General features: G+C 62.2%; 12 protein-coding genes. 6 read left to right on the forward strand and 6 right to left on the reverse strand.

Annotated features, from left to right (window positions below; translation table 11 throughout):
- The first annotated feature begins 103 nt into the window (after window positions 1-103).
- Complete coding sequence (gene sppA, locus I6L36_RS08210) at window positions 104-1948, forward strand: signal peptide peptidase SppA (RefSeq protein WP_109112937.1); 1845 nt, start codon at window positions 104-106, stop codon at window positions 1946-1948.
- Window positions 1949-1973: 25 nt separating this feature from the next.
- Here the strand turns inward: sppA and I6L36_RS08215 are convergent, their stop codons facing one another.
- From I6L36_RS08215 to I6L36_RS08225, 3 genes are all read right to left on the reverse strand, one after another.
- Window positions 1974-2936 (reverse strand): IS1595 family transposase, encoded by a 963-nt coding sequence (locus I6L36_RS08215; RefSeq protein WP_216987102.1) that lies wholly within the window; start codon window positions 2934-2936, stop codon window positions 1974-1976.
- 114 nt (window positions 2937-3050) lie between these two features.
- Window positions 3051-3608 carry an NUDIX domain-containing protein gene (locus tag I6L36_RS08220; protein ID WP_104455423.1) on the reverse strand — a complete coding sequence of 186 codons (558 nt, stop codon included), beginning with the start codon at window positions 3606-3608 and terminating at the stop codon, window positions 3051-3053.
- Window positions 3605-4408 (reverse strand): DUF2989 domain-containing protein, encoded by an 804-nt coding sequence (locus I6L36_RS08225; protein ID WP_104455422.1) that lies wholly within the window; start codon window positions 4406-4408, stop codon window positions 3605-3607. Before I6L36_RS08225 ends, I6L36_RS08220 begins: the two co-directional genes overlap by 4 nt.
- Window positions 4409-4619: 211 nt before the next feature.
- Here I6L36_RS08225 and I6L36_RS08230 point away from each other — a divergent pair, with 211 nt between their 5' ends.
- The gene (locus tag I6L36_RS08230; RefSeq protein WP_042865068.1) at window positions 4620-6053 is read left to right on the forward strand and encodes a glyceraldehyde-3-phosphate dehydrogenase; all 1434 of its coding nucleotides are present in this window, start codon (window positions 4620-4622) and stop codon (window positions 6051-6053) included.
- 60 nt (window positions 6054-6113) lie between these two features.
- A complete protein-coding gene (locus I6L36_RS08235) occupies window positions 6114-6407 on the forward strand; it encodes a YeaC family protein (RefSeq protein WP_109112300.1) in 294 nt (97 codons plus the stop codon).
- Between the two features lie 241 nt (window positions 6408-6648).
- On the opposite strand, the gene ansA is transcribed toward I6L36_RS08235, so the two are convergent.
- Window positions 6649-7656, reverse strand: a complete 1008-nt coding sequence (gene ansA, locus I6L36_RS08240) for an asparaginase (protein WP_010675424.1) — start codon at window positions 7654-7656, stop codon at window positions 6649-6651.
- A gap of 490 nt (window positions 7657-8146) precedes the next feature.
- On the opposite strand from ansA, the gene gltS reads away from it, so the two are divergent.
- A complete protein-coding gene (gene gltS / locus I6L36_RS08245) occupies window positions 8147-9346 on the forward strand; it encodes a sodium/glutamate symporter (RefSeq protein ID WP_042881169.1) in 1200 nt (399 codons plus the stop codon).
- A gap of 174 nt (window positions 9347-9520) precedes the next feature.
- Here gltS and I6L36_RS08250 read toward each other — a convergent pair whose 3' ends face one another.
- Window positions 9521-11392, reverse strand: coding sequence for a methyl-accepting chemotaxis protein (locus I6L36_RS08250; protein ID WP_041215693.1), 1872 nt, complete (start codon window positions 11390-11392; stop codon window positions 9521-9523).
- A 252-nt stretch (window positions 11393-11644) separates the two neighbouring features.
- On the opposite strand from I6L36_RS08250, the gene prfB reads away from it, so the two are divergent.
- Window positions 11645-12743 (forward strand): peptide chain release factor 2 gene (prfB, locus tag I6L36_RS08255; protein ID WP_102948437.1). Its coding sequence is split into 2 segments (ribosomal slippage): window positions 11645-11719 and window positions 11721-12743, totalling 1098 coding nucleotides; the frame shifts between segments, so codons are not numbered across the junction.
- A 77-nt stretch (window positions 12744-12820) separates the two neighbouring features.
- A complete protein-coding gene (gene lysS / locus I6L36_RS08260) occupies window positions 12821-14299 on the forward strand; it encodes a lysine--tRNA ligase (protein WP_223302609.1) in 1479 nt (492 codons plus the stop codon).
- Window positions 14300-14405: 106 nt separating this feature from the next.
- On the opposite strand, the gene I6L36_RS08265 is transcribed toward lysS, so the two are convergent.
- The gene (locus tag I6L36_RS08265) at window positions 14406-15218 is read right to left on the reverse strand and encodes a PhzF family phenazine biosynthesis protein (protein WP_109112298.1); all 813 of its coding nucleotides are present in this window, start codon (window positions 15216-15218) and stop codon (window positions 14406-14408) included.
- Between the last annotated feature and the right edge of the window lie 31 nt (window positions 15219-15249).

Genomic DNA, 15249 nt, shown 5'->3' on the forward strand with positions numbered 1-15249 from the left:
CCGAAGTGGCGGGGGGCAGTCGACTCAAGGGGAAATGGCAATTGGCTGCGCAACTGGTTAATAATGGCTGCTCTCAACCCATTAACAGGGCGACAACGCAGCTATGTCTATTTTCAAAGGTCTGGGATGGCTCTTTCGCAGCCTCTGGCGCCTGCTCAACTTTACCCGCTTGATGCTGGTCAACCTGCTGTTTCTTCTCGTCGTGCTGGTCATTGTCTTCAGCGTCAGCCAGAGCGAGACTCCAAGCACTCCCATCGAGGGGGCGCTCACCCTCAATCTCTCCGGTGTGCTGGTAGAACAGCGCACCCAGACCGATCCCACGGTGCAACTGCTCAGGCAAATGGACAAGGGGGACGAGCAGCCAAGCGAAATCGTCCTCTCCGATCTGCTGTGGGCCATCAAGAGCGCGGGGAATGACGATCGCATCAAGGCGCTGGTGATCAAGCCCCAGGGTCTGCAAGGGACCAGCCTCTCCAAACTGCAGGAGGTGACGGCCGCCATCGACGCCTTCAAGGAGAGCGGCAAGCCGGTCATCGCCATGGCGGACTACTACAGCCAGGGGGCCTATCTGCTCGCCGCCCACGCAGACCACGTGCTACTCAATCAGAGTGGTGCCGTGCTGATCGAGGGGCTGGGTGTCTACCAGACCTACTTCAAGTCGGCACTGGAGAAGCTCAACATCACCCCGCACGTCTTCAAGGTCGGCACCTACAAGTCCTTCGTCGAGCCCTACACCCGGGACGAGATGTCCCCCGAGAGCAAGGAGGCGAACCAGCGCTGGCTGGATCAGCTGTGGCAATCCTATGTGGCCGACGTGGCGGAGCAGCGGGAGATCGAGCCTGATGCCGTGGCACCGAACAAGGATCACTTCCTCGAACTGCTGCGCAAGGCCGGCGGCAATGCGGCCAGCTACGCCCTCGACAACGGTCTGGTGGATCAGCTCGCCACCCGCGACGAAATGACCCAGGCGGTGATCAAGGAAGTGGGCGAGGCCGATGATCACGGCTGGAAGGGCGTGGGCCTGAAAGAGTATCTGGCCGCCATCCCGGAGCAGTACCCCCAGAGCGGCAAGGATGAGGTAGGCCTCATCACCGCCAGCGGCGCCATCATGGATGGCGTCCAGCCTGCCGGCACCATCGGTGGCGACAGCCTTGCCGATCTGCTGGCCGAGGCCCGCCGTGACGATCAGGTGAAAGCCGTGGTGCTGCGAGTGGACAGCCCGGGCGGCAGCGCCTTCGCCGCCGAGCAGATCCGCGCCGAATTGCTGGCCCTGAAACAGGCGGGCAAGCCGGTGGTCATCTCCATGGGCAGCTACGCCGCCTCCGGTGGCTACTGGATCTCCGCCGATGCGGACAAGATCTTCGCCTCCCCCACCACCCTCACCGGTTCCATCGGGGTGTTCGGCATGTTCGCCACCATCGACAAGGCGCTCTCCCAGTACGGGGTACACACCGACGGCGTCGGCACCACCGACTTCGTGGGGATCGGGCTGACCCGTGCCCTGCCGGATCACGTGGGTGAAGCCATTCAACTGAGCGTGGAAGACACCTATCAGCGCTTTGTCGGCCTGGTGGGCAAAGGCCGGGGCCTTAGCCCGGAAGAGGCGGAAAAAGCCGCCGAAGGCCGGGTCTGGACCGGGCAGGATGCCAAGGCACTGGGGCTGGTGGACGAGTTCGGCAATCTGGATGACGCCCTCAAGGCGGCCGCCGATCTCGCCAACCTCAAGAGCTGGCAGGTCACCCCCATCGCACCGGAAGAGTCGGCCAGGGACAAGTTCCTGCGCGAGCTGTTTGACAGCAGCGCCCAGGCGCTGGCCCCGCACCTGCAAAGCTGGCTGCCCACCGGGCTTGGCAAGACGCTGCTGGAGATGAACCGCACTCTGGACCCGCTGACCCGCTTCAACGATCCCCAGGGCACCTACGCCTTCTGCCCGGTCTGTCTCCCCTGACGCCGGGGACAGCCATAAAAAAAGGCTATGTCCCAATTACGTGTTGCATGGGGCGCCCCAGCGCCTCATGCAAGCAACTTGGCACATTCACTTCCCGCCCGTAGCGCTCCAACATCCTTCGCCAACCCAGATAATTTCTCAGATAGTGGGTCGCTACCCCATGGAACCGCTCCATCCACTCTTTCAACCGACGGTGATATCCGTTTACATGCTGGATATGGTACGCGCCAACCACACGCTCGCCTTGACGATTGCGCACGACCTGATGGGTCACTCCCTGCGCTTTGCTGAAACTGGCATACACCCCGGCGCCGTCGCTACACAACACCGCATCTGACGAGACAAGGGGTGTCAAAACAGCTATCACCGTCTCGGCATTCATTTTCTCCAACTGAAAATCCGCATGGTGACCAGCCCGGTCCTGAACCACCACCACCGGGATGTAATCCGGCCCTGTGCCTCGGGTACGGCCTTTGCCCCCACGGTGGCGGGCCGGGCGGGGCAAACCACGTTGCCCTTTAAACAACTCCAAGAAGAAGGTCTCATCAACCTCGACGATACCCCCTTCCCGTGCCGCCTGGTGACTCGCCATGGCTTTCAGGAAGCGGTGACGCCACAAGAAGGCGGTGTTTTTACAGACTCCGCAGCGGACGGCAGCCTGTCGGACGGTCAGACCGTCGATGAGGGCCTGGGCGTAGTCTTCCCAGCATTGTGCCTTGCGAAGTCGAGCCAGAGGCGTCTTGGTGAGAACGGAACTGGTGCGCAGACACTGCTTGCAGCGATAACGACGCAGCCCTCGACTCCAACCCCAGGGAGCCAACTGCGTAGCCTCGGCCTGACAGTGAGGGCAACATCGACAAGCGGGGAGTTGAGCGGCCAGCGAGGTGATTGGGTGAGGGGTAGTGAGTTCATGTTGCGCGAGGCGACGCTGGCGCATGGTGAGCTGTGGAAAGAGAGACAGTAGATGTTGAAAGGCTTGGGTATCCATGATGGAGGCCCTCAGGGTGATGACCTACTTCAAGGTTAGCCTTTCAACATGTAATTGGGACAGCGCCTAAAAAAACCGCCGACAGGCGGTTTTTTTATGGGGCAAGCGGCCTTGTCAGGTCAGCAAGCCGGACGCTTGCCAGCGGTGCAACTCTGCCAGCACCCGGGTCTCTCGCGCCGTCCATTGGGGACAGGGACCCGCCAGCTGGGTCTTGTTGGTCTGCAGGGCCTCGGCCAGGGGGAACCAGCCCGGCGTGAAGCCGAGGCGGATCTCGTAGGGCTGGGGGCGCGGCGCACTCCAGTCCTCCCCGACCCGGCAGAGGTAATAGGACGATCGGATGCAGTAGGCATCGTAATCCGGCTCGCGCGCGGCACGATACTCCCGGGTCTCTCCCAGCAGGGGGCCCACGGCCACCAGCTCGGCGCCACACTCTTCCCGCAGCTCCCGGGCCAAGGCCGCATCGTGCGCCTCCCCGTGCTCGATGCCGCCACCGGGGAACATGAGATCCCCGTTGACGCGGGAGTGCACCAGCAGCAGTTGATCACCACGCATCACCACGGCCCTCACCGTGGCCCGTTCAAGCACCCTGTCCTCGCCGCGGATCTGGCCGTGGACGAGGCGGATATCGAAGGGATGGGCCCACTCCCGGACCTCTGTCAGGGTCGGATTCATGGTGTGCGGTAGCTCCCCTGCCTGAGTGCGTCGACGATGGTGGACGCCTGGTCGTCCAGCGTCTCCTGCTCCTCCTTGCCGATGGCATGGTAAATGCCGAGCCGGGTGGCGGAGACCTCGGGGCTCTCCTGGAATGACTCGCTCACCTTGCCCCACAGATAAGCCTGATCAAATCGCTTCTGCCCCATGTAGAGGGTGCTGAGGGCGGTGAGGATCCGGCTGTTGACCTTGTCCCCCTCCCGATAGAGGGAGAGCGCATGGTGCATCAGCCTGATGGCCTTCTCGGGCTCGCTCTTGGCATAAATGCCGCCGAGCGCCAGTTGCAGCTCGGGCTCCTCGAGGCTCGGCGTTCCCTCCTGCGCGAGGAAGCTGGCGCGGGCCTCGGGGCTGGTGTTGTTGGTCCAGTGCCAGAGCAGCAGGTAGGGATCCTGGGAACCCCGGGTCTGAGCGTCCAGTTGCTCCAGTTGACGGCCGGCGGCCAGCATCCCTTCCACTCTGGGGCTCTTCTGCTCCCTGGCCCGTTTGTACTCGATATTGGTGGAGTGCTCGGCGCACTGCAGATAACGCTCCAGGCCGCGCATCAGATCGTACTTGCGCCTGTCCGTCCCCTCTTCCTGGAGATAGTAACGACCGCGAATGACGTCGCTGCGCTCATAGCGACACCAGCCGTCGTCCACCAGGTCCGCGCACAGGGCGGGATATTGGGAGCAGATGTTGTGGATCCTGTCGTCGTCGCAGGCCGTCAACGTCAGGCAACAAGCGAGGGAAAGCAGTAACGGACGCTGTGAGAATAGGGTCATGGTTCACATCTGGTTGATAACAATCGAAACCCGCACCGGCCACCGCCAACTAGCAAACAGGCTACATATCCATTACAATGCGCACGCCGTATAAGGCCGCGATTGCAGAATAATATAACGAAACCATCAGCCCTACACTGATCTGCCTTCGACGAATTTCAATTTGCCCAGGCAACTTGCTTCAACAACGTGAAATAAAAGGATCTGGTTAATGACCCACGAGCACTACTTGCAGGCGTGGCAGGAGAGCCAGGAGCTCGCCGAAGCCATGCAACCCTTGATAGGTCGCCTCTACCGACAGCAAGGGATAGAGATCACCCTCTACGGACGCCCGCTGCAAAACGCCTCCACCATCGATATCCTCAAGGCCCACCGGGTCGTTCGCCGCCACCAGGGCACCCCGCTGCCCATCCAGCAAAGCTTCCCTCTCCTGCGCGCCATCGTCGCCCTGAACCCCACCGCCGCCGAAGTCGATCTCGGCAAACTGGCCGTGGGCTACTGGCAGGATCACCAGGATGAAGCCGGCATCGAGGACTATCTGCGCGCCAAGCTGGCACCGGCCCTGAACCGCAGTGCCGTGCCCGCCCCGACCGACGTGGTGCTCTACGGCTTCGGCCGCATCGGCCGCCTGCTGGCCCGTCTGCTCATCGAGCGCACCGGCGCTGCCAACTCCCTGCGCCTGCGCGCCATCGTGGTGCGCGGCGGTCGCGACGGGGATCTGGAGAAGCGTGCCAGCCTGTTGCGCCGCGATTCGGTGCACGGCCCCTTCAACGGCTCCATCGAGGTGGATGCTGAACGCAGTGCCATCATCGCCAACGGCACCTTCATCCAGGTGATCTATGCGAACAGCCCGGCCGACATCGACTACACCGCCTACGGCATCGACAATGCGCTGATCGTCGACAACACCGGCGTCTGGCGTGACGAAGTGGGGCTGTCCGAGCACCTCAAGGCCCGCGGCGCCGCCCGGGTGCTGCTGACCGCCCCCGGCAAGGGGGAGATGAAGAACGTGGTGTTCGGGGTCAACCACGAGGTGATAGGCCCGGATGACAAGATAGTCTCCGCCGCCTCTTGCACCACCAACGCCATCACCCCGGTGCTCAAGGTGATGCAGGACAAGTACGGCATCCGCCACGGCCACGTGGAGACGGTCCACTCCTACACCAACGATCAGAACCTCATCGACAACTATCACAAGGGCGAGCGCCGCGGTCGCAGCGCAGCCCTCAACATGGTGATGACCAGCACCGGCGCCGCCAAGGCGGTGGCCAAGGCGCTGCCGGAGCTCAAGGGCAAGTTGACCGGCAACGCCATCCGGGTGCCCACACCCAACGTGTCCCTGGCCATCATCAACCTCTCGCTGGAACAGACCACCGATCGGGAGAGCCTCAACGCCTATCTGCAGCAGATGGCACTGAGCTCGGCCCTGCATCGCCAGATCGACTTCAGTGCCAGCACCGAGCTGGTCTCCTCCGACATGGTGGGCTCCCGTTTTGCGGGCATCGTCGACTCCCAGGCCACCATCGCCGAGGGGGATCACTGCGTGCTCTACGTGTGGTACGACAACGAGTTCGGGTACAGTTGTCAGGTAGTACGGGTGATGGAGCAGATGGCTGGCGTAGTCCGCCAGGATCTGCCGGTATAGTCCGACAGGATCTGCCCGCCGGAACCCGTGTTCATGGCTCAATTTTCAAGGAGAGGCCGGATGTCGTCTCAGCAAGTGACGTTTCAACAAGCGATAGCGCAGATGCCCAAAGAAGTGTACGAGCGGCTCAAGACTGCGGTCGAACTGGGCAAATGGCCGGATGGCAAGCCCCTCACCGAGGAGCAGAAGGCCACTTCCCTGCAGGCCGTGATGGCCTGGCAGGCGATGCACATTGAGAACCCCGAGCACATGAACATCGGCCGTGACGGCGAGATCGTGATGAAGAGCAAGAGCGAGCTAAAGCGCCAGTATCGCGATGAGGAAGAGATAGTGCGGGTCGACCTTAGCCACTGAGGCAGGCCGCACGTCACCTATCGCGGTAACGAAACGAAAGAGGGGAGCCATAATGGCTCCCCTCTTTTTTCCTCTCTATGCAGGATGACTCATCCCCGGCCCTTCTCCCACCAGGGGAGAAGGGAGCTGGCACGCACCTGCGAGCAGTCAGCGGGCCACCTGCCGGCGATCTTCATGGTAAACCTCGCCACCTCGATCTATCCCCTCTCCCGCTGGGAGAGGGTTAGGGTGAGAGGGAAAGTCAGGGGGTCAGCTCCCCGCGCAGGGACTGCTGCATCAGCTCACGGATGCGCGGCGCCGGCAGATCCTGGCTCAGCAGGAAGTGCAGCTTGGTGAGCGCCGCCTCGGCGGTCATGTCGAAGCCCGAGATGACCCCAGCCCGCGACAGCGCATTGCCGGTGGCATAGCCCCCCATGTTGACCTTGCCGTGCAGGCACTGGCTCAGGTTGACGATGATGACGCCCCGGGCAGATGCCTCGGAGAGCAGCGCCAGCATGGCCGGGTTCTGGGGCGCATTGCCCACCCCGAAGGAGAGCAGGATCAGCGCACGCACCGGTTGTTGCAGGATGTTCGCTATCACCTCAGCCGAGATCCCCGGATAGAGGGTCACCACCCCGATGGGCTGGGGGGTGATGTCGTGCAGCACCAGGGGGCGATCGCACGGCACGCCCAGCTCACCTGCCTCCAGGGAGATGGCGATACCGGCATTGAGCAGGGGCGGGTAGTTGGGCGAGTCGAAGGCGTGGAAGCCGTCGGCATGCACCTTCTTGCTGCGGTTGCCGCGATAGAGCTGGTTGTTGAAGAAGAGCGTCACTTCGTGGATCGGGTAGTTGGCCGCGATATAGAGGGCGTTGAGCAGGTTCTGCTGACCGTCCGAGCGCAGCTCGGCCAGGGGGATCTGGGAGCCGGTGATGATGACCGGCTTGTGCAGATCTTCGAGCATGAAGGAGAGCGCAGACGCGGTGAACGACATGGTGTCGGTGCCGTGCAGAATAACGAAACCGTCGTACTTGTCGTAGTTGCCCTTGATGTCCTCGGCGATGCGCTGCCAGTCTGCCGGCGTCATGTCGGAAGAGTCGATGAGGGGGGCATATTCGTGGATATGGTAATCGGGCATTTCCGGTCGATGGAACTCGGGCATCCGTGCCAGACAGTCCTCCATGAAGCCCGCCATCGGTACATAACCGTGGTCGGAACGCTGCATCCCTATGGTGCCGCCTGTGTAGGCAATGTAGATGGACTTCTTCACACCCTCTCCTCTCTCTGGACTGGAAACCGGCAAATCAAACAGGGCTCAACCGATACAGCCCCCCGTCCTTCAGATGGTGCGGGCGGGCTCAATATCGGTCATCAACAGACCTCTTGAGGGTCTGTGTCCTCCCGTGGGGGCGGAACCGGGCGAATTATAAAGAGTGCCGCTGCAAATGACAGCCGCAGCAGCATTGTTGCGATCCGGAGCATACTCGTCGAGGCAGTTTTAAATGCCACGTTAACACCACGTTTTAATCATTAATGTGACATATGTGGATGCACTTGGTGTTTTTTGCTAGTATCCGGCGGATTTTTCACAAATCTCATCTGGACGCCCGACGAACACGGGCTCGTGTCGACCCCCTCTTTTACAGAGGGACGGGGCTGCGGCCCCTCTGTCACTGGCGCGTTCGCCACTCTGTTTCATCCCGGCTGGATCCGTGAGTCTTTCTCGCCAAAGACACAGCCGATCAACATGGGAGCACTGAATGCTACAACTTGATGCCTACGCCACCCTGGTCGCCGCGACCCTGGTGCTGCTGCTTGGCCGCCTGCTGGTCAACAAGATAGGACCCCTGCGCACTTTCAACATCCCCAAACCCGTGGCCGGTGGCCTGGTGGTGGCCCTGGTGCTGCTGGTGCTGCGTTCCACCCTGCAGATCGAACTGCAATTTGATACCAGCCTGCAGACGGCCCTGATGCTGACCTTCTTCGCCTCCATCGGCCTCTCCGCCGATCTGGGCAGCCTCAAGCGCGGCGGCAAGGCGGTGGCCACCTTCCTGCTGGTGGTTACCGGCCTGCTGCTGGTGCAGAACACCCTGGGGGTGGGTCTGGCCACCCTGCTGGGGCTGGATCCCCACATGGGGCTGCTGGCCGGCTCCATCACCCTCTCCGGCGGCCACGGCACCGGGGCGGCCTGGGGCTCCATCTTCACCGAGAAATACGGCGTGCAATCCGCCGCCGAGCTGGCGATTGCCTGTGCCACCTTCGGCCTGGTGCTGGGGGGCCTCATCGGCGGCCCGGTGGCCCGTTATCTGGTGAAGAAAGTGCAGGTGCCCGGTGAGGAGCACAACCGTGACGGCGCCCCCCAGGGCTTCGAGATGCCGGACATGGAGCGCCCGCTCACCACCTTCAGCCTGATCGAGACCCTGGCACTCATCGCCATCAGCCTGAAAGGGGGCGAAATGCTGGCCCTCTACCTCAAGGGCGGCGTCTTCGAGTTGCCGATCTTCGTCTGCGTGCTCTTTGTCGGCGTGCTGCTGCGCAACCTGCTCACCCTGCTCAACTGGCACGAAGTGAGCGACCGTGAGGTCTCCCTGCTCGGCAACGTCAGCCTGTCGCTCTTCCTCGCCATGGCGCTGATGAGCCTCAGGTTGTGGGAGCTGGCAAGCCTGGCCCTGCCCATCTTCATCCTGCTGGCCGTGCAGACGGTGGCGATGGCGCTCTACGCCATCTTCGTCACCTTCCGGGTCATGGGGCGCAACTATGATGCAGCCGTGCTGGCGGCGGGTCACTGTGGCTTCGGCCTCGGCGCCACCCCCACTGCCATTGCCAACATGCAGGCCATCACCCAGCGCTTTGGCCCCTCCCACCTGGCCTTCCTGGTGGTGCCCATGGTCGGTGCTTTCTTCATCGACATCATCAACGCCGTGGTGATCAAGCTGTTCCTGGCCCTGCCCTTCCTGTGATCCCGGACGCAGGCCCCGTATGACAGAGCCCACCTTGCGGTGGGCTCTTTGTTTGCTGGCCCCTGGACGCTGCCCCGACCCCCACCAAGGGGCCGACGGCAGGCAACAAAAAGCCCCGCACCAAGGTGCGGGGCTTTTTACTGACGCCACGGTAGGACTGCGGCCTGACCTTCCTTACAAAATAAAGGTCGACACCTGCTGGTTCAGGTTGGTGGCACGCCCCTTGAGGTTGTGCGCCTGATCCAGGTCGCGCATGGCGGAAGCGGTGATCTCGTCGCTCACATCCTTGATGGCGGTGGTGTTCTGGGTGATTTCACCGGTCACCTGGGTCTGCTCCTCGGCGGCGGTGGCGATCTGGCCCGCCATGTCGGAGATGAGACTGACGGCCTGGGTGATCTCCTCCAGAGCCGCAGCGGCAGCGTCGGCATCCTTCACGCTGTTGTCCGCCAGCCCCTGGCTGGTCTGCATCAGGCTCACCGCGCGGGCCGTGGTCTGTTGCAGGGTTTCTATGGTGGACTGGATCTCCTGAGTGGAATCCTGAGTACGGCGCGACAACACCCGCACCTCGTCCGCCACCACGGCGAAACCGCGACCCTGTTCGCCGGCACGGGCCGCTTCAATGGCCGCGTTCAGCGCCAGCAGGTTGGTCTGCTCGGCGATGCCCTGGATGGTGGAGAGGATGCCGGAGATGGCCTGGGCGTGACGGCTCAGTTCACCAATGACGCCGGTCGCCTGCCCCACTTCCTCGGCCAGGTTGTTGATGGACTGGCGAGTCTGGTTCACCAGGATCTTGCCCTGTTCACTGCTCTGGGCGGATTGCTGGGCGGCGGCAGCGGTGTTCTCGGCGTTGCCCGCGATCTCCATGGTGGCACTCGCCATCTCGGTGACGGCGGTGGCAACCATGGTCACTTCCTGTTGCTGGCGTTGCAGCTCTTCCACCGCGGCCTGGTTGGTCACCAGACTGCGTTCGGCATCGGCGTTCAGCTCGTTGGCAAGCTGACGGATGTTGGCGATGAGCTGATGCTGGCTGCCCACGAAGCGGTTGAAGCTGCCGGCGAGCTGGCCCACTTCGTCATTGGCGTCGATCTTGATGCGCTGGGTCAGATCGCCGTTACCGTCGGCGATGCGGGCCAGGGCCTGGGACACCTTGGTGAGGGGACCGAGCAGCAGGCTGACCAGCCAGGAGATGGCGAGAATGCTGCCCACCAGCACCAGCAGGGCTAGGCCGAGCTGGGTCATCAGCAGGGAGGAGAGCGGCGCCTCCAGGGTGCTCTTGTCCAGTACCAGCACCAGCTCCCAGTCGGTGTCCGGAATGTCCGTCGCCCACAGCAGCTTGTCACGCCCCTCGTTGTCGAAGAAAGCAGGCACCAGGCTGTTGCTCGCCTTGCTCTGCTCGATCAGGGCATTGGTCAGATCGTTGTCGATCTCGCTGGCTGGCTTCATCGCCTTGGCCGCATCCTTGTAGGCGATGACGGTGCCATCCTTGTGCATCAGGATGGCGAAGCCGTCCGCAGGCAGCTTCATCTTGGTGATGTCATCCACCAGGGAGGCAATGGAGAGATCCCCCCCCACCACGCCGCCCTGGGCAGGCTGGGCCAGGGTCACCACCAGAATGTTGTAGGCCACGTCGAGGTAGGGTTTGGTGACGATCATGCCGCCCTTGGCCATGGCTTCCTGATACCAGCCACGGGAGCGGGGATCGTAACCGTCGCGGTTGATGGAGGGGTCGGAGTCGTTCATCTTGCCACTGCCCTCACCAAAATAGGTGAGCTGGAAACGGCCGGACACCTGGGCCTGTTGCAGGGCGTTGAGGGGCTCGGCACCGGCCTTGTTGCCAAGGGCCTGGATGACGTCACGACGGGCGGCAAGCCAGTCGCTGACGCTGGCGGCCTGCTGGCTGCCAAGGCGCTGCACCTGTTCCTGACTGCCTTGCAGCAGCATGGACTTCTGGCTGGTGTAGCTCTGCCAGGAGAGCAGCAGGATCACCAGTGACAAGGCGATGACCACAGACAACAGTATCTTCTGCTTGAGTGATAGGTTTTTCATCGTGTTTTCTTCTTGTGGGGGGCGGGAACAGGATCAATCGGGAGTGCGTGGCACTGTGTGTTGTTAGCGGCCAATCTGCGCAAAACTGAAGCGGAGAATGGCGTGAGTGACGATATTTTACGCGGAAATTTTAAAAATGCTGCGGAAAATTGGAGCAGGAAAAAGAGCGGGGCCAGCCAACCCTGTTTATTCCTTCTGCAATTGGCTAGAATATCCCGTTTTTAAATCACATCGACCCCGAGAGTTTTCACGATGTTTGAAGTCAATCCTGTATTAAACAAGCTTAAGGAGCTGTCTGAGAGGACCGAGCTGCTTAGGGGGTACCTTTGACTATGACGCCAAGAAAGAGCGTCTAGAAGAGGTCAATGCCGAGCTGGAACAGCCGGATGTCTGGAACGAACCCGAGCGCGCACAGGCGCTGGGCAAGGAGCGCGTCTCCCTGGAGAACGTCGTCAGCACCATCGATACCCTGACCCAGGGCGTCGATGACGTCGAGATGCTGGTCAGCCTGGCCGTCGAAGGCGAAGACGAAGAGACCTTCAACGAAGCCGTGGTCGAAGCGGACGAGCTGGAGGCCAAGCTGGTGGATCTCGAGTTCCGTCGCATGTTCTCCGGTCAGCACGACGGTTCCGACTGCTACATCGACATCCAGTCCGGTTCCGGTGGCACCGAGGCCCAGGACTGGGCCAACATGGTGCTGCGCATGTACCTGCGCTGGGGCGATGCCCACGGCTACAAGCCCGAGCTCATCGAATGCTCCGAGGGCGACGTGGCCGGCATCAAGTCCGCCACCATCAAGTTCACCGGCGAGTATGCCTTTGGCTGGCTGCGCACCGAGACCGGCGTGCACCGCCTGGTACGCAAGTCGCCGTTCGATTCCGGCGGCCGTCGCCACACCTCGTTCTGCTCCGTGTTCGTCTACCCCGAGATCGATGATGACATCGAGATCGAGATCAACCCGGCTGATCTTCGCATCGACGTCTACCGCGCCTCCGGTGCCGGTGGTCAGCACGTCAACCGGACCGAGTCCGCGGTGCGTATCACCCACGTGCCGACCGGCGTGGTGGTGCAGTGCCAGAACGACCGTTCCCAGCACAAGAACAAAGATCAGTGTATGAAGCAGTTGAAGGCCAAGCTCTACGAGCTGGAAATTCAAAAGCAGAACGCTGAGAAGCAAGCCCTCGAAGAGACCAAGTCCGACATCGGCTGGGGCAGCCAGATCCGCTCCTACGTACTGGATGATTCCCGTATCAAGGATCTGCGCACCGGCGTCGAAACCCGCAATACCCAATCGGTACTCGACGGCGACTTGGACAAGTTTATCGAAGCCAGCCTGAAATCAGGCCTGTAAACAGAGCAGCAGGAATCACCATGTCTGAACAAACCACCACCCCGGAAGTCGACCAGACTCTCGAACTGAACAACGAGATGCTTGAGCGTCGCTCCAAGCTGGCCGCCTTGCGCGCCCAGGGCAACCCCTTCCCCAACGACTTCCGTCGTGACAGCCTCTCCGGCGATCTGCACGCCGAATTCGGCGACAAGAGCAATGACGAGCTGGTCGCCCTGGGTAAACAGGTGAAGATTGCCGGTCGCATCATGACCCGCCGGATCATGGGCAAGGCGTCTTTCGCGACCCTGCAGGACATGGCTGGCAAGATCCAGATCTACGTGACCCGTGACGATCTGCCGGAAGGCTTCTACAACGAGCAGTTCAAGAAGTGGGATCTGGGTGACATCGTCGGTGTCGAGGGTACCCTGTTCCGCACCAACGCCGGTGAGCTCTCCGTACACGTCTCCACCATCCGCCTGCTGACCAAGGCCCTGCGCCCGCTGCCCGAGAAGCACAAGGGTCTGACCGACCAGGAAGCCCGCTGCCGCCAGCGTTACCTGGACCTGATCGCCAACGAAGAGTCCCGCAAGACCTTCGTGACCCGCACCAAGGTGGTGGCTGGCATTCGCAAGTTCCTGAACGACAAGCGCTTCATGGAAGTGGAAACCCCCATGATGCAAGTCATCCCGGGTGGCGCCTCCGCACGTCCCTTCATCACCCACCACAATGCGCTGGACATCGACATGTACCTGCGTATCGCTCCGGAACTCTATCTGAAGCGTCTGGTGGTCGGTGGTTTCGAGCGTGTCTACGAGATCAACCGCAACTTCCGCAACGAAGGCATCTCCGTTCGCCATAACCCCGAGTTCACCATGCTCGAGTTCTATATGGCCTACGCCGATTACATCGATCTGATGGATCTCACCGAAGAGATGCTGCGCACCCTGGCGCAGGACATCCTGGGCGACACCAGGATCCGTTACGCCAAAGAGGGCGAAGAGGGCCTGACCATCGATTTCGGTCAGCCGTTCCAGCGCCTCTCCATGGTGGACTCCATCCTGAAGTACAACCCGGGTGTGACCCGTGACGATCTGGCCACCCTGGAGAAGGCCACCGCCGTCGCCAAGGGTCTGAAGATCGAGCTGATGAAGAGCTGGGAGCTGGGCCACGTGATCACCGCGATCTTCGAAGAGACCGTGGAACACATGCTGCTGCAACCGACCTTCATCACCGAGTACCCGGCTGCCGTCTCCCCGCTGGCCCGTCGCAACGACCAGAACCCGGACGTCACCGACCGCTTCGAGTTCTTCATCGGCGGCCGCGAGCTGGCCAACGGCTTCTCCGAGCTGAACGATGCGGAAGATCAGGCCGAGCGCTTCCAGGCCCAGGTTGACCAGAAAGCCGCAGGGGACGACGAAGCCATGTTCTACGACGCCGACTTCGTCACCGCGCTGGAACACGGTCTGCCGCCGACCGCCGGTCAGGGTATCGGTATCGACCGTCTGGTGATGCTGTTCACCAACAGCCACACCATCCGCGACGTCATCCTGTTCCCGGCCCTGCGTCCACAAAAGTAAGCGCCGCAGAAACAGGGCCGCAGCAAAACGCTGCCGTCCATGGCAATCAAAACGCCCCGCAATTACGGGGCGTTTTTTTATGCAGAAGTCACACCGTGACGAGCGGTCATCGGTCCGCTGGTACGCCAGGCGGCAGCAGCCACTCCCCCTGCCACAGGGTCAGTGCCCGGCCCGCCATCAGCACCCGCTCCTCCTGCAATTCCAGCCTGAGATCCCCGCCCCGGGCCGAGATCTGGCGGGCCCGCAATTGCCGTTTGCCGAGCCGCTCTGCCCAGAAGGGCACCAGGGCGCAGTGGTTGGAGCCGGTCACCGGATCCTCGTCCACCCCAACCCAGGGGGCGAAATAGCGGGAGACGAAGTCGTCCTCCTTCCGGCTCGATGGCGCCGTCACCATGATCCCCCGGCCCGGCAGCGCCCGCAGGGCGTGAAAATCGGGGGTGAGCGCGCGGACCTCTTCCTCGCTGGCGAGCTCAAGCAGGAACTTGGCCCCGGCCGCCAGGGTTTGCAGCGGCTGGCAGCCGAGGGCAGCCCCATAGGCAGGATCCAGCTCAAGAGGAGCCAGAGAGATACGCGGAAAGTCGAGCCAGATCCAGCTCTCTTCGCGCCTGGCCACCAGCTCGCCGCTGCGGGTCGCGAAGCGGATGGGGAGCTCCTCCGACACCGCCCCCGTCTGCCACAGCACATGGGCCGCCGCCAGGGTGCCATGGCCGCACAAGTCCACCTCCACTTGCGGGGTGAACCAGCGCAACCCGTAATGCTCCTCCCCCAGTTGGGTCAGAAAAGCGCTCTCAGAGAGGTTGAACTCCGCTGCCATGGCCTGCAGCTCGGCGTCGGGCCGCGCTTCCCCCAGCACCACCACGGCGGGGTTGCCTCCGAAGGGGTGATGGCTGAAGGCGTTGACATGATAGAGACGGGACATGGTTGCTCCTTGGGGCATGAGAGATCACCGG

This window comes from Aeromonas sp. FDAARGOS 1406 (assembly GCF_019048565.1).
Taxonomy (GTDB): domain Bacteria; phylum Pseudomonadota; class Gammaproteobacteria; order Enterobacterales; family Aeromonadaceae; genus Aeromonas; species Aeromonas caviae.

What these genes read in the sequence shown, in the direction of transcription:
- sppA (WP_109112937.1), top strand. Translation starts at nt 104, where the DNA reads ATGTCTATTTTCAAAGGTCTGGGATGGCTCTTTCGCAGCCTCTGGCGC.
- I6L36_RS08215 (WP_216987102.1), bottom strand. Translation starts at nt 2,936, where the DNA reads ATGGATACCCAAGCCTTTCAACATCTACTGTCTCTCTTTCCACAGCTC.
- I6L36_RS08220 (WP_104455423.1), bottom strand. Translation starts at nt 3,608, where the DNA reads ATGAATCCGACCCTGACAGAGGTCCGGGAGTGGGCCCATCCCTTCGAT.
- I6L36_RS08225 (WP_104455422.1), bottom strand. Translation starts at nt 4,408, where the DNA reads ATGACCCTATTCTCACAGCGTCCGTTACTGCTTTCCCTCGCTTGTTGC.
- I6L36_RS08230 (WP_042865068.1), top strand. Translation starts at nt 4,620, where the DNA reads ATGACCCACGAGCACTACTTGCAGGCGTGGCAGGAGAGCCAGGAGCTC.
- I6L36_RS08235 (WP_109112300.1), top strand. Translation starts at nt 6,114, where the DNA reads ATGTCGTCTCAGCAAGTGACGTTTCAACAAGCGATAGCGCAGATGCCC.
- gltS (WP_042881169.1), top strand. Translation starts at nt 8,147, where the DNA reads ATGCTACAACTTGATGCCTACGCCACCCTGGTCGCCGCGACCCTGGTG.
- I6L36_RS08250 (WP_041215693.1), bottom strand. Translation starts at nt 11,392, where the DNA reads ATGAAAAACCTATCACTCAAGCAGAAGATACTGTTGTCTGTGGTCATC.
- lysS (WP_223302609.1), top strand. Translation starts at nt 12,821, where the DNA reads ATGCTTGAGCGTCGCTCCAAGCTGGCCGCCTTGCGCGCCCAGGGCAAC.
- I6L36_RS08265 (WP_109112298.1), bottom strand. Translation starts at nt 15,218, where the DNA reads ATGTCCCGTCTCTATCATGTCAACGCCTTCAGCCATCACCCCTTCGGA.